The 18,906-nt window shown below is 39.3% G+C and carries 21 protein-coding genes; 6 read left to right on the top strand and 15 right to left on the bottom strand.

What is annotated here, in order from left to right; translation table 11 throughout:
• Window positions 1-6: 6 nt before the first annotated feature.
• The 4 genes from DWZ33_RS10010 to DWZ33_RS09995 all read right to left on the bottom strand — a co-directional run bounded on the left by DWZ33_RS10010 (window position 7) and on the right by DWZ33_RS09995 (window position 2,996).
• Window positions 7-828, bottom strand: coding sequence for a 3D domain-containing protein (locus tag DWZ33_RS10010; protein WP_022938819.1), 822 nt, complete (start codon window positions 826-828; stop codon window positions 7-9).
• Window positions 829-1,279: 451 nt separating this feature from the next.
• Entirely contained in the window at window positions 1,280-1,681 is a 402-nt protein-coding gene (gene mutT, locus DWZ33_RS10005; protein WP_118454716.1) for an 8-oxo-dGTP diphosphatase MutT, read from the bottom strand.
• Between the two features lie 9 nt (window positions 1,682-1,690).
• On the bottom strand, window positions 1,691-2,218 hold the full coding sequence (locus DWZ33_RS10000; protein WP_118454715.1) for a DUF5662 family protein: 528 nt from the start codon (window positions 2,216-2,218) through the stop codon (window positions 1,691-1,693).
• Entirely contained in the window at window positions 2,211-2,996 is a 786-nt protein-coding gene (locus tag DWZ33_RS09995) for an inositol monophosphatase family protein (RefSeq protein ID WP_182425644.1), read from the bottom strand. Before DWZ33_RS09995 ends, DWZ33_RS10000 begins: the two co-directional genes overlap by 8 nt.
• Window positions 2,997-3,105: 109 nt before the next feature.
• Between DWZ33_RS09995 and mnmE the strand changes: the two genes are divergently transcribed.
• The 3 genes from mnmE to DWZ33_RS09980 all read left to right on the top strand — a co-directional run bounded on the left by mnmE (window position 3,106) and on the right by DWZ33_RS09980 (window position 6,690).
• Window positions 3,106-4,437: a tRNA uridine-5-carboxymethylaminomethyl(34) synthesis GTPase MnmE gene (mnmE, locus tag DWZ33_RS09990; RefSeq protein WP_118454713.1), complete on the top strand. Its 1,332-nt coding sequence runs from the start codon at window positions 3,106-3,108 to the stop codon at window positions 4,435-4,437.
• Window position 4,438: 1 nt separating this feature from the next.
• A complete protein-coding gene (locus DWZ33_RS09985; RefSeq protein WP_118454712.1) occupies window positions 4,439-5,206 on the top strand; it encodes a TatD family hydrolase in 768 nt (255 codons plus the stop codon).
• A 65-nt stretch (window positions 5,207-5,271) separates the two neighbouring features.
• A complete protein-coding gene (locus tag DWZ33_RS09980) occupies window positions 5,272-6,690 on the top strand; it encodes a spore germination protein (protein ID WP_118454711.1) in 1,419 nt (472 codons plus the stop codon).
• Here DWZ33_RS09980 and DWZ33_RS09975 read toward each other — a convergent pair whose 3' ends face one another.
• From DWZ33_RS09975 to DWZ33_RS09935, 9 genes are all read right to left on the bottom strand, one after another.
• On the bottom strand, window positions 6,691-7,911 hold the full coding sequence (locus tag DWZ33_RS09975; protein WP_118454710.1) for a cytochrome c biogenesis protein/redoxin: 1,221 nt from the start codon (window positions 7,909-7,911) through the stop codon (window positions 6,691-6,693).
• A gap of 101 nt (window positions 7,912-8,012) precedes the next feature.
• Window positions 8,013-8,525, bottom strand: a complete 513-nt coding sequence (locus tag DWZ33_RS09970; RefSeq protein WP_118454709.1) for a hypothetical protein — start codon at window positions 8,523-8,525, stop codon at window positions 8,013-8,015.
• A gap of 369 nt (window positions 8,526-8,894) precedes the next feature.
• Window positions 8,895-9,467, bottom strand: a complete 573-nt coding sequence (locus DWZ33_RS09965) for a YitT family protein (protein ID WP_182425642.1) — start codon at window positions 9,465-9,467, stop codon at window positions 8,895-8,897.
• Window positions 9,458-10,273 (bottom strand): HAD family hydrolase, encoded by an 816-nt coding sequence (locus DWZ33_RS09960; protein ID WP_118454707.1) that lies wholly within the window; start codon window positions 10,271-10,273, stop codon window positions 9,458-9,460. Before DWZ33_RS09960 ends, DWZ33_RS09965 begins: the two co-directional genes overlap by 10 nt.
• A gap of 48 nt (window positions 10,274-10,321) precedes the next feature.
• Window positions 10,322-11,773, bottom strand: coding sequence for a family 1 glycosylhydrolase (locus DWZ33_RS09955; RefSeq protein WP_118454706.1), 1,452 nt, complete (start codon window positions 11,771-11,773; stop codon window positions 10,322-10,324).
• Entirely contained in the window at window positions 11,774-12,112 is a 339-nt protein-coding gene (locus DWZ33_RS09950) for a PTS lactose/cellobiose transporter subunit IIA (protein ID WP_022938831.1), read from the bottom strand.
• On the bottom strand, window positions 12,109-13,425 hold the full coding sequence (locus DWZ33_RS09945) for a PTS sugar transporter subunit IIC (RefSeq protein WP_118454705.1): 1,317 nt from the start codon (window positions 13,423-13,425) through the stop codon (window positions 12,109-12,111). The genes DWZ33_RS09950 and DWZ33_RS09945 overlap by 4 nt, the downstream gene beginning before the upstream one ends.
• A gap of 26 nt (window positions 13,426-13,451) precedes the next feature.
• On the bottom strand, window positions 13,452-13,748 hold the full coding sequence (locus DWZ33_RS09940) for a PTS sugar transporter subunit IIB (RefSeq protein ID WP_022938833.1): 297 nt from the start codon (window positions 13,746-13,748) through the stop codon (window positions 13,452-13,454).
• A gap of 99 nt (window positions 13,749-13,847) precedes the next feature.
• On the bottom strand, window positions 13,848-14,477 hold the full coding sequence (locus DWZ33_RS09935) for a YczE/YyaS/YitT family protein (RefSeq protein ID WP_118454704.1): 630 nt from the start codon (window positions 14,475-14,477) through the stop codon (window positions 13,848-13,850).
• A gap of 195 nt (window positions 14,478-14,672) precedes the next feature.
• Between DWZ33_RS09935 and DWZ33_RS09930 the strand changes: the two genes are divergently transcribed.
• From DWZ33_RS09930 to DWZ33_RS09920, 3 genes are all read left to right on the top strand, one after another.
• Window positions 14,673-16,571: a BglG family transcription antiterminator gene (locus tag DWZ33_RS09930; RefSeq protein ID WP_182425640.1), complete on the top strand. Its 1,899-nt coding sequence runs from the start codon at window positions 14,673-14,675 to the stop codon at window positions 16,569-16,571.
• A gap of 142 nt (window positions 16,572-16,713) precedes the next feature.
• Complete coding sequence (locus tag DWZ33_RS09925; protein ID WP_118454702.1) at window positions 16,714-17,154, top strand: hypothetical protein; 441 nt, start codon at window positions 16,714-16,716, stop codon at window positions 17,152-17,154.
• 53 nt (window positions 17,155-17,207) lie between these two features.
• Entirely contained in the window at window positions 17,208-17,648 is a 441-nt protein-coding gene (locus tag DWZ33_RS09920) for a hypothetical protein (RefSeq protein ID WP_118454701.1), read from the top strand.
• Window positions 17,649-17,840: 192 nt separating this feature from the next.
• Here DWZ33_RS09920 and DWZ33_RS09915 read toward each other — a convergent pair whose 3' ends face one another.
• Entirely contained in the window at window positions 17,841-18,494 is a 654-nt protein-coding gene (locus DWZ33_RS09915) for an HAD family hydrolase (RefSeq protein ID WP_118454700.1), read from the bottom strand.
• Window positions 18,469-18,906: an ACT domain-containing protein gene (locus tag DWZ33_RS09910; RefSeq protein WP_022938839.1), complete on the bottom strand. Its 438-nt coding sequence runs from the start codon at window positions 18,904-18,906 to the stop codon at window positions 18,469-18,471. The genes DWZ33_RS09915 and DWZ33_RS09910 overlap by 26 nt, the downstream gene beginning before the upstream one ends.

Below are 18,906 nucleotides of genomic sequence, written 5' to 3'. Positions count from 1 at the left end.
CTTCGTCTATACCGCACAGGATCTTGGACCTGACCGGCCGCCTACGCGTTCAATAATCACTTTAGGATTGTTCAAAGCATAATTAATTGACATATTGTGTTCAGATTCGCTGCCGATAAATAAATCAAGCTTAGCACCGCGGATAGCGCCGCCGCGATCCATGACAATTGCCTGAAAAGGTACGCCCGGGGTTAATCCCTCACCGCTGTATCCATGATCATAAATCGTCAGAATTGAACAGAATGGAATACTTGGATCAGCCGCTACAATATAGTAACCGCCGTAAGTAATGCCTTCGCTCCATTCACCATTAGGCTGCAATACACTGTGCTTCCCTACTGAAGCACCGCCAGCTGTTCCAGAATAACCGCTTTCTGCACCGCCGCAGCCTACGCAGTCAACACCATAGCTAGTCATTCTTGGATAAAATTCAGAGCCAACAGTCACGCTGCCACCAAACTTCATCATCGGCGCCACCGCATCTTCAACTCGCTTAGAGCCAAGAACCGGTGTCTTGGAGATAATTTCTCCTTCTTCATTGCGGGTTACAAAAAAGTCTTCATAAGTTGTCTCTGGAATCCCCTCTACATAAGAGGCTATCCAGTCGATTCCTTCACCGCCGTCATAATCAGCATAGACCATTGCCGGCAATGAATCTGAAGTTGTAACCACTGTTTCCACTTCGACCTGAAATTCATCAGGTGCATCTATTTCAGTCTTTGTTCTTAATACCAACTGATTGCCGGCATCAAGCTTGACCGTACTTACACAACCACATAATGTGAAAACCGTCATGAACAATCCGAAAAAAATTCGTTTTAAATTCATAATTTCCTCCTTTTTCACGAAAGCTTGAAAAGTATAACACAGATTATTTATCTTGTCCAATTTTTATGCTTTTTCACTTGCCTTTTTTAGCTTTATTCCCACTTTTTATGAGAAAATTGCCATCTCATTTTTCACAAGCATTTCACAAAGTTCCTAATTAAAGCGGTTTACTAACATTGATTTTGTCATAAAACCCCACTTTTTGTAATTTATCTTGTGAAATTTACTGTTTTATTGTCAATTAAATAATTTTTGTTATTTTTTTTGCTTTTTTTCGCTTTCAACCTCTATTCTATGCATGTATTCTGCCTGTTATGACGAATTTTATACCTTTCATGTCAAACATTTATTAGAACAATAAGAAAGAAATCAGAAGGGTTCCTTTACTTTTCAGCATTTCTCCACCCATACAAATTAAAAAGTCCACCTTCATTAGATTGTGGACTTTATACTATTTAATAAGCTGCTCAGCTTCTTTTTTTATACGCTGTATCATTTCAATATCCGCGGGGCAGAACGAATATTCATCAATCTGACTTGGTGATACCCATGCTATACGCTGATGAACATTCATATGCAGCTCATCATTCATCAGCATTGCCTTATAGAAAGCGAAGTGAATCTCATTTTCTGGATAGACATAAGTGCTTTCTTCATACAGCTCAAGGATTTTAATATCAGCATTTAATTCCTCTTTGCATTCTCTGACTGCGCAAGCTTCTAATGATTCACCGGCTTCCAGCTTACCGCCGGGAAATTCCCACAGTTCTGAGCAGCTGCCGCCCGCTTGACGCTGACAGATTAAAATTTCATTTTTATTATTATAAATGATAGCCGCTGCTACCTGCTTCATGTTGTCACCTCATTGATTTTTTAAGATTTCTTTCCTTATATATTGTATTGTCGTATCAAGATCTGTATCAGCCAGCATTTTAAGCATTGTTTCAAGCAGCTGATGAGTATCGGGATGCATCATATAACGATGCCGTCCGCGCAGATAATACTCATAAGGAGCTTGATCTGTATATTTATCTTTTTGATAGATCTTAGTTGCTGTTACCCGATCGCAGAACATTTCCACAACATAGTTAACCGGCATCGCGGTTCCCTGCATGCCGTCTTTGCCCATATCAACCCAGTATTCCCAATGATGCTTGTTGCGTCCTTTGTGATGCAGCCAGCCTAATGAATAACCAATTGTTTCTTTCTCCTTTTCAATCGGTGAACGATTGCCTTGAAAATACTTCACACCCGCTGAAAATTCTACCCATGAATACTTTGATAAGTCATGAAGCAAGCCCTGTTTATACAAACCGCAGCGAAAGCATAGCTGACCCACCTTTATTTTATGTGCTGTAATAGTGGAGAAATGACCCCAAAGCTTATTCATGTCGTCCTTCCTCAATAAGCTTTACCATATCCTCAAAGCATTCCTGATTAGCGGCCACTAAACCGATTGGATGATCATAATTAAAGGTTTCCGGATTAAGAACATGAAGCTTACCGCCGGCATTGCGCAGAATGACTTCACCAGCCGCAAAATCCCACGGTGACAGGCTTTCCTCATAATAAGCATCAACACGGCCGGAAGCCACATAGCACAGATCCATAGCCGCTGAACCAGAACGGCGGATATCCCGGCAATTCAGAAAGATTCGTTTAGCCAGATCAAATGTCATATCAGCCTTTTCTTTATGATAAGGCGATGTACCAATCAGCACTAATGCATCTCTTAATTTATTCTGACTCAAATGAATCGGCTGTTCATTCAATCGGCTGCCTTCACCATTAACACCGACAAAGGCCTCATTCAGATAGGGATTATAAACGACTCCGATTACCCCGCGTTTTTGATGCAGCAAGGCAATTGAAATACAGGAATGCTTATATTCATAAGCATAATTGGTTGTCCCATCAATTGGATCAATCACCCATGTATAACCGTCACTGATATTTCTGACATTATCCTCCTCCGCAATAAAAGTTGATTCTGGAATTAATTTCGCGCACTCACTCATAATATAACGCTGTGATGCCAGATCCATATTGGTAACAATATCCGCTGAGCCGCCTTTTTCCATAATTTCCTTGCTGATAGCACTGGTAATCTTTAATCCGGCATTGCGGGCAATAGTTTCTATTTTCTTTGCTAATTGTACATAATCCATATTCATGACCTCTCTTTTTTCCACTTCATCATTATAGCACAAATTTCTTCAGTGTTTTCTTATGATGTTTTAAGGGAAACATGGTAAAATAGATGAACGAGGTGATTCTATGTTGAAAGATACGATTGCGGCAATCTCAACCGCCAATCAGGACGGAGCGATTTCAATCGTGCGTTTAAGCGGTGCCGATGCCATTGATATAGCTAATCAGTTATTTTCAGCTGATTTAACGCAAAAGGAAAGTCATACTATAACCTATGGTACAATCTATGATCCTAATACTCATGAGGCTGTGGATGAGGTTTTAGTCAGTGTATTTAAAGCACCGAAAACCTTTACCCGTGAGGATGTAGTAGAGATCAACTGTCATGGCGGGCGTTTTGTGACCCGCAAGGTGTTGTCATTGCTGCTTAGTTCTGGTGCCAGACTTGCTCAGCCGGGAGAGTTTACTCAACGTGCCTTTTTAAATGGACGGATCGATTTAACCCAAGCCGAAGCAATCAATGATTTAATCAACGCGAAAAACAATACGAATCTGAAAACCGCAATCAAGGGTGTAAAGGGAAGTATCCGCAAACTGCTTGACCCCCTAATCAGTGATCTTCTTGACATAATCGCCAATATTGAAGTAAATATTGATTATCCTGAATATGATGATGTAGAACAGCTTACCGATGAGATAATATTGCCGATGGCAAAAGCATGGTCAGCAAAAATTAAAGCGATTCTTGTGAAAAGTGAAAGCAGTCAGATGCTTAAAGAAGGCATTAAAACCGCGATCATCGGCAAACCGAATGTCGGTAAATCAAGCCTGCTCAACGCCTTGCTTGAGGAAGAGAAAGCGATTGTCACCGATATTGCCGGTACGACACGGGACTTAGTGGAAGGAACAATTCAGCTGGGGCATGTTGCTTTAAACCTGATTGATACTGCCGGCATCCGTGAAACTGAAGATGTCGTTGAGAAAATTGGTATTGACCGCTCACTGCAGGCTATTGAGAATGCTCAGCTTGTATTGATGGTGCTTGACGCGTCAAGGCCGCTGGATGAACAAGATGAGGAATTACTAAAGCTGACAGAAAATAAAACCCGGATTCTCGTCTATAATAAAACCGATATCGCACCTGTAAGCGAAGGCGTCGCTATCAGTGCTAAAACTAATGAGTTAAAACCACTGATTCAAGAAATTGAACAGCTCTTTGAGAGGCATCTGATTGCTGTTGAGGAACCTGCCTTAAATAATGAACGGCAGATTGCTTTAATGAACCGTGCCCTGCAGTCAATGAATCAGGCAATCACGGCGATGAATTGCGGCATGGAGCTTGATTTAGTAACGATTGATCTTCAAGACGCATACACAAGCTTAAAAGAAATATTAGGAGAAGTATCCAGAGATGATTTGCTAGACACTCTGTTTTCAAACTTCTGTTTGGGGAAATAACATGAAAATTATCGATACACACGCACATGTCACATGTGATGAATTATTTAATCAAATAGATACTATTACTCAGCGGGCAAAAGAAGCTGGGTTGATTAAAATACTAGTGGTTTGTACCAGCTTTGAGGAAGCCAAACGCGCCATTGAGCTGGCAGAAAAAGAGGATCTGTATGATTGTGCTTTTGGCTTTCATCCTGAGAATGCGGATGATATCAGTGATCAGGATATTGCACAATTAAAACAGATATTAGCACATCCAAAAATGGTAGCCTTAGGTGAAATCGGTTTGGATTATCATTGGCGGCAGGATAATAAGGATCAGCAGAAGCAGCTGTTTATTAAACAAATTAAATTGGCGAATGAACTGGATCTGCCAGTTCTCGTACATATGCGTGATGCAACCGCTGATACGCTTGAAATCTTCAAACAGCATCCAGTAAAGGGTGTGATGCATTGCTATTCCGGCAGTCTTGAAACCACGAAGATACTTTTAAAAATGGGTTTCTATATCTCATTTGCCGGCCCTTTGACCTTTAAAAATGCCAATGAAGCCTTAACGGTCTGTGATTATGTGCCGCTTGAACGCATCTTTGTGGAAACTGACTGTCCCTACATGACACCGCATCCCCACCGAGGCAAGCAGAATGAACCCTACTATGTTCAATTTACCTTCGCAAAAGCTTGTGAAGTGAAGGGGCTTGATGCCGATGTTCTGAGTGAGGCGATGCTTGCGAATTACCGACGTTTATTTACTAAGAGCAAAGCTTAGGCGATGCTCTTTTCTTATGTTTAAAAGTTCGTGTTTAGCCGATAATAAATGCATGGAGGAATACTATGTCGGTTAAACAATTATGTAATAACTATCAAGAAAATCTAAACCTGATACAGCGAGCGCTGCGTGTTTCGGCCAGCTTTGATATCGTTTCCCGCAAAATTCAGATTGGCAGCAAATCAGCCTGTCTCTTTTTCATTGATGGTTTTGCGAAGGATGAAATTTTAGAAAAAATCATGGAATTTGTCATGAAGCTTAAACCCGAGGATTTACCGCCGCAGCTCATAGCCTTTGAACAGCAGTTCATCCCTTATGTGGAAGTAACGCTTGAAAAAGAAATTGAAGCTATCGTAACACAGGTTTTATCCGGCACGATCATGCTGCTATTGGAGGGTTATGATCAGGCCATTGCCATTGATGCCAGAACTTATCCAAACCGCTCTATCAGCGAACCAGAGGATGAGCGTGTCCTGCGCGGCAGCCGCGATGGCTTCGTGGAAACATTAGTATTTAATACCGCCTTGCTGAGAAGGCGTATCCGTGATCCGCATTTAACGATGAAAATTATGCAGATCGGACAAAAATCACATACCGATGTGGTAATGTGCTACCTTTCAGATAAGGCTGATCCCGCGATGGTCTCAATGATTGAAAAGAAGCTAAAAGCCGTAGAAATCCCCTCACTGACACTGTCACAGGAAAGTCTTGCGGAATGTCTGATTAAAAAACACTGGTGGAATCCTTTCCCACGGTTTCGATACACTGAAAGGCCGGATGCAGCCAGTGCCAACATCATGGAGGGCAAAGTTATATTAATTGTGGATAACACCCCGGCAGTGATGATCCTGCCCACTTCCTTCTTTGATTTCATACAGGATACCAACGATTATTACTTTCCGCCATTAGTTGGTTCCTACTTAAGAATCGTGCGCATGGTTGTGTTTCTGCTGACTTTGTTTCTTACCCCGCTTTGGTATCTGGCAGTAAAAAATCCAACCCTATTTCCGGATTGGATCAGTTTTGTGCAGATTGAGGAAATGAACTCTGTTCCTATTATTCTTCAATTGCTGATTGTGGAATTTATCATAGACGCCATTAAGCTTGCTTCGCTGAATACCCCCAGTGCTTTGAATGGTTCTTTCAGTGTTGTCGGAGCATTAATTCTTGGTGACTTTGCGGTTAAGGCGCACTGGTTTGTGCCGGAAGTCCTGCTTTATATGGCCTTTGTATCCATCGCGAATTTCACACAGCCAAGCTATGAATTAGGCTATACCTTTAAGCTGTTCCGGCTGTTGTTTTTGATTCTCATCGCTTTCCTTGATGTTTGGGGATTGCTTTTAGGAATCATTTTGATGCTGATCATTATCGCTAAGACAGATACGATTACAGAAACGAGTTATCTCTATCCGCTTTATCCATTTAATAAACAGAAATTCTGTCAATTATTTCTTCGCCAGCCAATTGACAAAAGCAACAGCTAATTAACGCCGTTCACCGCTTAAGGTCATATCAATGATTTCTTCCATCATTGATTGATCCAGCGCCCCCTTCACATAACCAAAGACATTCGAATCACGATCAATCATAAAAGTTGTCGGGAAAGAATTAATGCCATACAGATAACCAGCCAGGCCTTCACTGTCAAAAGCTGCCCTGAATGTATAGCCATTCTCTTCCATATAGGCACGGATACCGTCTTCATCCTTTTCTCGTGTATCATATCCAACAATGGTTAAGATTACGACATCTTCACTGTCTTTATATTTTTCAGAAAGACTTTGAATATGCGGCAGTTCTCCCTGGCATGGCGGACACCATGTACCCCAGAAATTAAGGAAAACCACTTTTCCTTTAAAATCACTGATTTTTAATGTTTCACCAGCTAGGTCCGTTAATTCAAAATCAGGAGCCGGGATGATTTCTTCTTTCGGATCAGCATCGCTGCCAGTATTTCCAGCATTCTGATTGCCGCTGATTGAAGGGGCATTAAAGTTTGTATTTACGGTTTTCATCTGACCGCTGATCATCAAGGCACCCATAATGATTAAGAGAACCGCGCCAATTTTTACCGTGATGTTCATGAATTTTTTAAACTTCGCAAAATAACGCAATACCTGGTTAGTGAAAATACCGGCCAATAAGAATGGCAGTGTCAAACCAAGCGCATAGGTAAGCACTAAAAGATTACTGATCAACAGGCTGCTTGAATTAGATGCCAGGATCAGAATTGAAGATAAGGCTGGTCCGATGCACGGTGTCCAAGCGAAGCTGAAGGTAAAGCCCATGATAAAGGCTACTGAAAAGCTCATTGCCTTACCGTTTGGGTTAAAATTCAGTGACAGATTGCGCTGCAATGCCGGCAGTTTAAATACTCCCAATTGATGAAGTCCAAGCAGCAAGATGACAATACCGCCCAGAATCGTGAATACTTGCTGATATTTCGTAAAGAAAGAAGCCAGTACGGTAATTGATATATTCATTAAGAATAAAGCTAAGAAGATGCCAAGAATAAAAGCTATTGTGAAAAGCAGCACCCGAAAGGTGCTTTTTTTATTACTTTCCTCAGCATTTGCCGTACCACTTAGATATCCGATATATAAAGGCAGAAGAGGCAGTACACAGGGTGAAAAGAAAGATAACAGTCCTTCTGCGAAAACCATGATAAAATTAACACTTTTTAGTATTGTATTCGCGTCAATCATAAATCACACTCCATTTCTTATCCATTCTAACATCTATCATTAAAAACTACAAAGCATATAATCCTAGCAGACGCAAAATGGTATGTGATTCATTAACATCTCTATTCCTCAACAGGGCTGCCCTTAATATCAATCAGAACAGCGGGTGAAACTGATGCTTCGTATAAATCATATAAGCTTATTTGACTATCATATTTCACTGTATATGCAGCATTTTGGGTATCGGCCGTTTCTATAAGGATAGTTTTTGATGATACATCGATAAAACTCAAGCTCAGCAGCAGCTCACCGCCTGAGTAAAACTCATAGCTGCTTGAGCCGCCAGGTCCCCATTCACCGTCATCCACCTTGCTTTTAATGCTCATAGATTTCAAAACATCAATAAACTGCTTAACTTCATCTGGTTCAGTGAATATTTTCTTTTCATCATAATCAGGGTCCCTGCCTAGTATAAAGCCTTCAACACGGTCTATGCGATCCAGTTCAAGCAGCTCATCATAGACAGAAGGATAATATGTTTCATCAAGTCCGCTTGCAGATTGCCCGCTATGATTAACACAGCTAACTGCGAAAACAAGAATGAGTGCTGACAGCATGAATTTTTTAAGTTTCATGATTAACCTCCTTCGAATTTATTAGAATTAATGTGCAAGCTAGTAACGTGAGCCAATTTCTCAACTGCGCGATTTTCTTTTTGATACCATCAAGGCATCAAGTGGTACCAAGTTAATTATGTAAACCTCTTCGCTGACAGGGTGTTACCTCTTGCTTTAGTCGATATATGCAAGGGAAGAGATTGAAAGATAGATACACGTTGTAGATATTTTCCTCATATTTATTTTATCAAATTTTATACCTTATGAGAAGCAAAAGCAGGACTATTATCACTCTGATCTCAGCGCCTACAAATTATAAAAGCACACTCACGGATACAAAAATAAGTGTGCAGATTACAAAATATTTAATATATCGCTAAACTATGACTATGGACGCTGCAAAGCAAAGTTAAGCGCCTTACTGCATGCAGCCACAGAAACTAAGCCAATAAGTACAGGCAGCCATCCATATACAATTAAACCGCCAAATACAATAAAGGAATCACAGATAAATACCAATACAGACACCGGCAGATTGAAATATTTATGCAGAATCAAAGGCGGTACGTCCATTCCCCCGCTGCTGCCGCCAGAACGCATGATTAAGCCAATACCAAAGCCAGTTAATAGACCGCCGATAATGCTTGCGGCCAACTGCGGCAAAACAGGCAATGAAATAAACGCAATGAGTTGCAGGAAGAGTGGATACAGCAGCGTACTGGCAGCAGTTTTGACTGCAAACTCACGTCCTAAAAATAGTACCCCCAATAAAAAACAAGCTATTATCAGGATATTAATGACCATCATAGGTTCAAGATTAAAAACCTTTTCCAGTATAACCGCAATGCCATTCACGCCGCCGCTGATCACATGTGATGGCAGCAAGAACCAGCTGCTGGCCATCGCAAGCAGCAAATTGCCAACAGCCAGCAGCATAATATGCCTGCGATTTACAAACATAAATTTGCCGCCAGCCATTTTCCAACACCATCTTCCTCACATGCTTCACATACTGCTTTAGCGAGTCCTAGAATATAAGGATGAGCATTTTTTACAGCCACAGTATTAGGAAAATATTCAAACAAAGAGGCATCATTCATGCTGTCACCAAAAATAATTACCTCCTCTTTGCGAAGCTTTAAGCGTTCTAAGATAAAACTGAGCGCAGCCCCTTTATTCGCGGCCTTATGGGTTATTTCTAAATTTCCTCTGACACTGGAAGTCAAAAGCAAATCAGAATTTGCCTTGAGCGCTGATTGACACTGATACAGCTTTGTTTCATCCAAGCTCATAATCTCCATCTTCAAAATAGTAAATTCATTAAGTTCTGACGCTGTAATTGCAGGCAGCAGCTCAACATCAGCTGGCTGTCCCATATTTCTGGAAATGACCGCTTCCATATCTTGCTGCAAAGAGATACTATTTTCATAAGCAAAGCTTCCCTTGTCTGTGAAAAGCTGAATAGTCAAATCAAAATCCTTAATGATTTTGATGCAAGCCCTGCTCTGCGGACTGCTTATCGGCAGTGAAAATAAAATATTGCCCGCATCATCACGTGCCTGAGCCCCATTTATTTCAATTGCCGGGCATTTTATCCCATAGGGTTCAAAGATGCATTGAATATTTGCATAATCACGGCCGCTGGCAGGTATAAAGCAAATTCCCCGCTGCTTAATTTTTTTAATTGCCTCTATATTTCTTATCGATAAACTAAAATCACTGCGAAGTAAGGTACCATCTAAATCAGATACAATTAGTTTAATCATCAATACCTCCCAAAAAGGGGATATGCATGATGCACATCCGCCTTATTTTTATAATTCTTCACCATTGCTGGCAATCACACGCTGATACCAATAAAAGCTGTCCTTCTTCATTCTCTTTTTGCTTCCCTGTCCATAATCATCCTGATCAACATAAATGAAGCCATAACGTTTACTCATCTCAGAGGATGAACAGCTGACGATATCGATAGGTCCCCATGGATAATAACCGATAACCTCTACACCGTCTTTAATCGCTTCCTTCATTTGTTCCACATGCTGACGCAGATAGGAAATTCTTTTTTCATCATGAATCTTTCCATCTTCACTGATTGTATCGAAAGTTCCATAACCATTTTCAGCAATAATAATCGGTTTCTGATAACGATCATAATAAGTATTCAGCACCGTGCGCAAACCGAGCGGATCAATCCCCCAGCCCCATTCACTCGCATCAATATGCGGATTCATCAGTGCGCCGTCATCATTAATATCATCAGTGTTTGTACTTTCTGCTGACGCGCAGATTGTATAATAATAGGAAATCGCTAAGAAATCAGCAGTATTCTCACGCAATACCTGTTCATCTTCAGGACGGATGTCAATATTCAAATGATGATCGTTGAAAAAGCGAATCATATACCCCGGGTATGTACCTCTCAGCAACAGATCACTAAAGAAATACTCACGCTGATTTCTCAGCATATTCGCTAATACATCTTCCGGTTTACAAGTCAGCGGTTCACTTAAACCATCATATACCATCATGCCCAGCTGGAAATCCGGATTGATTTCATGACCTATTTTTGTTGCTATCGCACAAGCTGTACATTCATTATGAATACCCTGATATTTAGCTTCCAACAGATTTTCTACCCGATCAGCCGGTATACCCAGATGATTAAAAGACTCATGATGAATTAGATTAATCTGATTAACAAGAATCCAATATTTTACCTTATCCTTATACCGTCTGAAACAAGTCTCGCAATATTTCACAAAGAAATCGATTGTTTTACGATTATACCAGCCATTATATTCAACTGCCAGATGAAGCGGCATTTCATAATGAGAAAGAGTAATCAACGGTTCCATGCCATTTTTTATAATTTCATCAATCAAATCATCATAAAACTGCAAACCTTCTTCATTTGGCATTTCATCATCACCATTTGGATAGATACGTGCCCAATTAATAGAAGTTCTAAAAGTTTTCATACCAGTTTCCGCAAGCAGCTTTAAATCCTCTTTATAAGTGTGATAGAAATCAATACCATAACGTTTAGGATAATAACCACTCTGATCCTGCAATGCAAACTCAATGTCTTTAATTGTTGTTTCCTTATTTGATTTCTTTTTCAAATCACCTTTATCCTGTACTTTAAGAATATCTGCTACGCACCAGCCTTTACCGCCTTCCAGAAAAGCGCCTTCTGCCTGATTAGCGGCAATTGCGCCGCCCCATAAAAAATCTTTAGGGAACCCTTGTGCTGCCTGTTTCATTTAGCCCTCCTGTTTTTCTGCTTTTAAAGCTGTAATTTCTTTTTTCATTTCAATTTGTTCACTAATTAATTCCTTTGCCAGAATCGCTGTCATTAAATGATCCTGAGCATGAACCATAATGAAGCTCAATTCTACTTCACAGGTACCAGAGGTTTCCTGTGATAAGATTTGAAACTGCACCTGATGAGCATCATTTAATAATTCTTCTGCCTTTTCAAGCAAAGCTGCAGCGGCTTCAAAGTCACCTTCCTTGGCTTTATCTAATGCCTCAAAAGAATAACTGCGAGCCTCACCCGCCTTCGCAATTAATGCAAATGCTGTTTCACTGGATTTGGTCATACATTCACCTCTTCTTCAATTTGTGCTTCTTCAACTTCTTCCTGAAGCTTTGTTTTTTCGTACATCTTTACAAATGGATAATAAATAAAAGCATCAACGACAATAAGAGCTAAGACAAAGACAGCCGCTTTCCAATCAAGGGTGGAAATCATCGCACCAATTGGTGCAGGTGCTGTCCATGGCGCGTTTATAACTGCCATTTTAATAATACCAGAAGCGGTCAGCAGCCAGCCTAAGATTGTATTTACCGTCGGAACAATCATGAATGGGATAATCATAATCGGATTTAAGAAAATCGGCAAACCGAAAATTAATGGTTCATTAATATTAAATAGAGACGGAATAATTGCGATACGTCCTACCTCTTTCATTTGCTTTGATTTACTGCGCAATAACAGGAATGCCAATGCCAGTGTTGCACCGCCGCCGCCTAACGCTGTATAGAATGACCAGAACGGACCGGTATAGATATGTGTTGGTGCTAAGCCCTGCGCATATAATTCCGCATTCGCTGTCGCGTTGATCAGCTCTAATGGGTCAAGAATCGGGCCTACAACCGTCGTAGGATGTACACCAAAACCAAACAATAAATTCTCAAAAGCAGTTAATGTACTAACCATGAATAGATTATCAACACTTGCCTTTACGTTTTCAAACATGCTGAAGAATAAATCAGGAATCAACTGACCGGTCGTTAGCTGACAAATCAGTGATACGCCATAAAGTACGATCATCGCAAAACCAAATGGGAATAAGGCTGCGAAAGAGTTCGCTACGACTGGCGGTACACCTTTTGGCATATGGATCGTCCAGCCACGGTTCTCAACGAATTTCATAATTTCTACACTCAATAAGGCAACAATGATTGAAAGCAAAATCCCCTTACTTTCAAAAGCACTGGTTAAGATAGCACCATCTGTTACCGGTGAACAAACAAGAATATAAATAGCTACTGAACTAAGTGAATAGTTAATGGCTTTTTTATCATAGCTCTTGGCAAGTGAATAAGCTGCCGCAAAGCAGATAAAGAGTGACATGATGCCCATTGTCGCGTTAAATGGCGCCAATAAATATGCAGAATTTGCATTTGCCCAGTGATACCAGCCTAAAAGTAAATTATCAAGAATGCCGATACCGGTTAAATTATCCGGTGAAACCGGCGGACATGCCAGAATCAGAAAGATACTGCCGATGATTGTAAGCGGAATTGCTGAAACGATGCCATCACGCATAGCAAGCAGATGACGTTGTGATCCAAAGAAATTGGCTAAAGGCATTAATTTTTCTTCTAACCAATCAAAGAATTTTTGCATAATACTACCCCTTTCGCAAAATTATTTTATAATTTTCTAACTGCATCCATGATTTTCTTGCCATTGCATGTGCCATATGCACTAGGATCAATGTCAGCAATCTTGATTTCATAAGGCGCTGCCAGTTTCTCAAGCATTTTCTTCTGATAACGAATCTGCGGTGCGACTAGAATCGCATCATATTTGCCGATGCAATCCTTCACTTCCTGTACTGATTTTGCTTCGATAAACCAATCTTTTTCATCCTCATGTAAATTTTCTTTCATTGCTTCAACGACAATTGTTGTGGATGCTCCACATGCGCAAACTAATAAAATGTTCATAATGTTGTTCTCCTTTTGACTAATGTCCCTTGCACTATCGTTATACCATTGTCCATTAAACATGTCATCCTATCAAATGTCCACAGCATTGTGGACAACTTACGGAAATCTATAAAGCAGACTTTGATGCAGCTCTTTAGCATGCTGGTGGAAATATTGAATCAATGGGCCATAGATGAATACACTCAGCAGTGTTCCTAAACCAATGGGACCTGACACAAGAAAAGCCAATATGAAGCCGCTGCCCTCACAGAGGGTCATTGCTGTACGGATATTTGTCTGAAACTTATCTCTTAAAGCAACCATAAAATAATCAATAGGACAAGGTGCAAAATTACCTACTAAATACGTTCCGCAGCCAATGCTGATAATTATTACACCTACTAAAAATAGTGTCAGCTTGCCAATCCAAGGCGAAATAGATACACCATTCATCAGCCAGACAAAGAAATCCACAAAACCGCTCATCACAAATGAAGTAATCATACAGGATAACTTTGGACGCTCATGACGAAGCCATCCGCCTAACAGAATTAAAAGCAGCGAAGTAACATTCATCCAAGTACCAATTGATAAACGAAAATGTTCATACAGACCTACACTTACCGCATCCCATGCACTGACACCAAAATCAGCAATAATCGTCACCGCGATTCCAAATGCAAATAACATTAACCCAATAACAAAAAACATTATGCGGAAGAACAACTTATGACTTTTGGTTTTCACATTCACCCCTCTCTTTCCAACCGCACTTTAGTTATAAAAGATTTCACAGCAAATGTCGTTCATGCCTTTGACCATATGTTTGTGGACAAAACGGCTTAATTAAAAAGTTCCACATTGCTGTGGACAATTTCATTCTGTTCATCACATTCGTTTTCACTTATACTAAATATGGGTGAGAATAAGACAGGTGATACAATGAATAAAAATCAGAAAATCATTATGAAAGAACTACTAGCCAGTGATGTTCCTCTAACCAGTGAACACTTGGCGCTGACATGCGGAGTATCAAGCAAATCGATTCGCCGCTATCTTGCTGATCTTAAAGATCAGTGTGAACAGCATGGAGCTACAATCATTATGAAACCGGGGTTAGGAAATTTAATTCGCATCGATGATGAAAAGAAATTTCATACTTTTCTCGAAAAAGAACGCAGTTCACAGAAAATACCAAATTCTCCTGAAGAACGCCTGGACTATCTCTTAAACTTATTACTCTATAACAGCGATTACGTTAAGGTTTCCGACATCGCTGATGATTTATTCATTTCTACCTCACGGTTGAGTATTGATTTAAAAAATCTGCGCTCATTGCTTGATAATTATCATTTGAAAATAGTAAATAAGCCTAATTATGGTATCAAAATTCAAGGGAATGAACGTGACCGGCGAATCTGCATGGCTGAGTATTACATGAAGAAAAGGAATGATGATACAACCAGCAATCCTAATGATGCTTATCAGGTGATGATTAATAATGTCATTACTAAAGTTCTTGTTCAGAAAAACATTCATATGTCAGACATTGCTTTGCAAAGCCTTGCCATTCATTTACTGATTGCGGTAGAACGAATAAAAACAAGCAATATCATACAATTAACAAGTGAAACGCAGCAAAAAATGGAGGCTAAAGGGGAATACTCAATTGCTCTTGCGTTAAAAGACGCCATTGAACATACGTTTGGCATTACCTTGCCGATTTCAGAAATTTGTTATCTGACCCAGCATCTCATTGGCAAAAAGCATTTTGAAAGCGATACAAACGAGTTTGATGTCGAAGTAAATGAGGAAGTAACAATACTCGTAAACGTAATTCTGCGCTCTATTTTTGATCAGACACGAATGGATTTTTATAATGATATTGATTTGAAAATGAATTTGATGCTGCATATGATTCCTTTTTTAGAACGGGTGCGCAATCAGATGATGGTGCATAATCCGATTATCAATGATATAAAAGAAAAATACAGCTTTGCTTATGAACTTGCTTCAATTGGTCTAAGCGCTGTCTGCGAGCGATTGAAGGTTAAAATCACTGAGGATGAGATTAGTTTCTTTGCGCTGCATTTTATTCTTGCGTTGGAACGTAAGCGTGAAGAAGTTGCCCCCAGTAATATTCTTATCGTTTGCAGTACCGGCCGAGCGACTTCACAATTATTGGCTTATCAGATTCAAAAGAAATTTGGTGACCGTATTAATGTAATTAGAATCATTGAAGCACATCGATTGGATCAAATGAATCTTGAAAGCTTTGATTTTATCTTCTCAACCGTGCCGATTCATAAAGAATATCCATTACCTATCCGTCAAATTAACAATTTATTGGAAGAAAAAGATTTTAATTTAATTGAGAGCTGCTTGAAAGCAGGAACAGCTAAACTGCATATCCGTGATTTAATGGATGAAAAGCTATTTTTTACGGATATCGATGCCCAAAATAAAGAAGAAGCTTTGCAGATTCTGATTCAAAAGGTTTCTGATCATGTCAGCATCCCAGATAATTTTTATCAATTAGTCTTAGAACGTGAGGAGTTTGCCTCTACTGAGCTTAACAACTTAGTGGCTATTCCGCATCCCAATTGCGCGGTTACTAATTCTACTTTTATCGCAACAGGTATCTTAAAGAAACCAATTATATGGAATTCTAAATCTGTCCAGATTATTTTTCTAATCGCGATTATGCCGAATAATAAACAGGATCTGCGTGATTTCTATGAAGGTGTCGTTGATTTTGTGACAAAAGAGAAAAATACGACAGAATTATTGCATAAGCAAACATATGATAATTTGATGAATTTATTAGAACATACTAAATGATAGAAGGACTGTAAGAATCAGCAATTGATCTTATCAGTCCTCTTTTAAATTTATGATTAATAACTTCTAAAGAACGAATCAGCAAGCATGGACATTATGATAATTATTCGCTATAATGCAGATAAAAGAGGGGGAAATCAGTATGAAAAGGAAAGTGGGATACGCATTATGCGGTTTAATTGCGGTTCTTTTATCGCTGTTTCTTATATATGATCATTTTATTGCTTTTAAACCGGTAATCATTTTCCAGCGTTTTCGGGTGAATATAGAGGAAGATTATAATTTTGAAGCAGCAAATTTGATAATGGCTTATGACGAGCAGCGGCCAGTGCCGGCAGCATTTGCGGAAAATGAAATTAATTATCTTGAGTGGAGCAATGATATTTTTGATGACCTTTATTATAATTACATGGCGCCAACGGATGTGAAATTATCTGCCGCAATCAATCAGGGCAAAGTGACTTTCACATATCAGGGATATGTAACCACAAAACAAGGAGAAAAGCTGGATTATTTTAAGGAAGCAACTTTTGATTTTATCAAAGTACCGGAAATGGAGAATTTTGATAAAGTTTACGATTAAAAGGACTAATGAATTTAGTCTGTTTCTGTATTATATTGAGGGGGAGATTTAATATGAAGAGGAAACTCGGTTTTTCACTGTGCGGATTGATTATAGTGTTTTTTCTTGCCATTCTTGCCTATAATATATTCAATTCTTTTAAACCTGAAATAACCTTTCAGCGTTTTCGTATGGATATAGAAGAGAACTATAATTTTGATGTATCCCGTATGATGATGTCTTATAATGAACAATGGCCGTTACCCGCTTCATTTATGGACAATCAAAACGCTTATGTTGACTGGAATCATGAGATTTTTGATGAACTTTATTATGATTGTATGGCGCCAACGGATGTGAAATTGTCTGCCGTAATCGATAACAGCAAAGTGACTTTCACATATCAGGGATATATAACTACAAAGCAAGGGGTAACGATGGATTATTTTGAAAAAGCTACTTTTGATTTCCATGTCCATCCTGAACTGAAGAATTTTGATGATGTCATTGAGTAAAGAAATGCGGGTATTGTATTACTTGCTTATAAATGACATGTCAATGTCCTTTTTAAACTAATTATCCGTATTATTTATATTTTTACGGATGTTTACCAGTATCTGTTTCCACTTTTTAAATCTTTTAGGTGATTGTGCGAAAGCTCACAAACAACTGATTTCTAATATAAATTTTTTAGTCCTTATTTATTTTTATACAATCAGATTCATGATTTCACATAAGCCGTCAATTACAACATCACTTCCACTTTGATTAATTTTAAATCTTGGATGTTTTTTGGCCGCCACAACACAGCCCGCACGTTTTGCCGCTTTAATACCTGCCGCAGAATCTTCAAGTGCTAAGCATTTCTGCGCATCTACATCTAATTCTTTAAGTGCCAGCTGGTAAACCGCCGGATCAGGCTTACCCTTAGATACCATTTCCATGCTGATTACAGCATCAAAATAGTTCAAAATACCATTTTCATCTAAAGCTTTACGAAGCCTTTGCGTGTTGCTGTTAGAAGCACAGCCAATTTTTAAACCTTTAGCTTTTAAACCCGGCAGTACCTTAAGGATATCAGTATCAAATATTTGTTTGTAGTCAATTAATTCATAATGACACTGTGCATAGTATGCCTTTGCCAGCTCATCACTATTTTTTAAATCAGGGTAACACAGCTTTAAAGCTTGCGGAAAGGCAAAACCAATCATACTTGCCAATTCATCATCAGTGGGAATGATACCATTCTCTTTAAGGTATGCTTCTTTCTTTTGCAGATAAACAGATTCAGTGTCAAACAGTACGCCGTCGCAGTCAAAGATAACGGCTTGCAGATTATTCAATGGAAACAAGCTTGGCATTGCTCACCCCATGGATTGCGGCTAAAGCGGCGATGATTTCTTCAATCGATGCAGCAATATCCGAGATATCTAAAGATAATACGACACTTGCCTTGCGATTGATTGGCAGACTCTGTGTTATCGTCAAAATATTTGCATTCATGTTTGACAACTGATTCAGCACTTCTGATAAAATTCCCTTTTCATGATTCAGCATCAGTGAAATTACAGCTTTTCGGCCGCTTGTATTTTCCCCGGGCGCAAAAATATAATCCTTATATTTATAATAAGTGCTGCGTGAAATACCTACCTGTTTAACAGCTTCACTGATTCCTTTAACCCTGCCCTCATTGATCATATTTCTTGCTTCCACAACCTTCTCGTAATAATCTGGCAGGATCTCTTTATTAACAATTAAAAAATTTTCCAGCAT

It is taken from the genome of Dielma fastidiosa (assembly GCF_003475485.1).
Taxonomy (GTDB): Bacteria; Bacillota_I; Bacilli_A; order Erysipelotrichales; family Erysipelotrichaceae; genus Dielma; species Dielma fastidiosa.
The sequence above is the reverse complement of the archived record's forward strand: the minus strand, read 5'-3'. Positions and strand labels throughout refer to the sequence as shown.

Excerpts from the sequence above, each read along its gene's own strand:
- DWZ33_RS10010 (WP_022938819.1), bottom strand. The coding sequence starts at position 828 with ATGAATTTAAAACGAATTTTTTTCGGATTGTTCATGACGGTTTTCACA.
- mutT (WP_118454716.1), bottom strand. The coding sequence starts at position 1,681 with ATGAAGCAGGTAGCAGCGGCTATCATTTATAATAATAAAAATGAAATT.
- DWZ33_RS10000 (WP_118454715.1), bottom strand. The coding sequence starts at position 2,218 with ATGAATAAGCTTTGGGGTCATTTCTCCACTATTACAGCACATAAAATA.
- DWZ33_RS09995 (WP_182425644.1), bottom strand. The coding sequence starts at position 2,996 with ATGGATTATGTACAATTAGCAAAGAAAATAGAAACTATTGCCCGCAAT.
- mnmE (WP_118454713.1), top strand. The coding sequence starts at position 3,106 with ATGTTGAAAGATACGATTGCGGCAATCTCAACCGCCAATCAGGACGGA.
- DWZ33_RS09985 (WP_118454712.1), top strand. The coding sequence starts at position 4,439 with ATGAAAATTATCGATACACACGCACATGTCACATGTGATGAATTATTT.
- DWZ33_RS09980 (WP_118454711.1), top strand. The coding sequence starts at position 5,272 with ATGTCGGTTAAACAATTATGTAATAACTATCAAGAAAATCTAAACCTG.
- DWZ33_RS09975 (WP_118454710.1), bottom strand. The coding sequence starts at position 7,911 with ATGATTGACGCGAATACAATACTAAAAAGTGTTAATTTTATCATGGTT.
- DWZ33_RS09970 (WP_118454709.1), bottom strand. The coding sequence starts at position 8,525 with ATGAAACTTAAAAAATTCATGCTGTCAGCACTCATTCTTGTTTTCGCA.
- DWZ33_RS09965 (WP_182425642.1), bottom strand. The coding sequence starts at position 9,467 with ATGTTTGTAAATCGCAGGCATATTATGCTGCTGGCTGTTGGCAATTTG.
- DWZ33_RS09960 (WP_118454707.1), bottom strand. The coding sequence starts at position 10,273 with ATGATTAAACTAATTGTATCTGATTTAGATGGTACCTTACTTCGCAGT.
- DWZ33_RS09955 (WP_118454706.1), bottom strand. The coding sequence starts at position 11,773 with ATGAAACAGGCAGCACAAGGGTTCCCTAAAGATTTTTTATGGGGCGGC.
- DWZ33_RS09950 (WP_022938831.1), bottom strand. The coding sequence starts at position 12,112 with ATGACCAAATCCAGTGAAACAGCATTTGCATTAATTGCGAAGGCGGGT.
- DWZ33_RS09945 (WP_118454705.1), bottom strand. The coding sequence starts at position 13,425 with ATGCAAAAATTCTTTGATTGGTTAGAAGAAAAATTAATGCCTTTAGCC.
- DWZ33_RS09940 (WP_022938833.1), bottom strand. The coding sequence starts at position 13,748 with ATGAACATTTTATTAGTTTGCGCATGTGGAGCATCCACAACAATTGTC.
- DWZ33_RS09930 (WP_182425640.1), top strand. The coding sequence starts at position 14,673 with ATGAATAAAAATCAGAAAATCATTATGAAAGAACTACTAGCCAGTGAT.
- DWZ33_RS09925 (WP_118454702.1), top strand. The coding sequence starts at position 16,714 with ATGAAAAGGAAAGTGGGATACGCATTATGCGGTTTAATTGCGGTTCTT.
- DWZ33_RS09920 (WP_118454701.1), top strand. The coding sequence starts at position 17,208 with ATGAAGAGGAAACTCGGTTTTTCACTGTGCGGATTGATTATAGTGTTT.
- DWZ33_RS09915 (WP_118454700.1), bottom strand. The coding sequence starts at position 18,494 with ATGCCAAGCTTGTTTCCATTGAATAATCTGCAAGCCGTTATCTTTGAC.
- DWZ33_RS09910 (WP_022938839.1), bottom strand. The coding sequence starts at position 18,906 with ATGCTGGAAAATTTTTTAATTGTTAATAAAGAGATCCTGCCAGATTAT.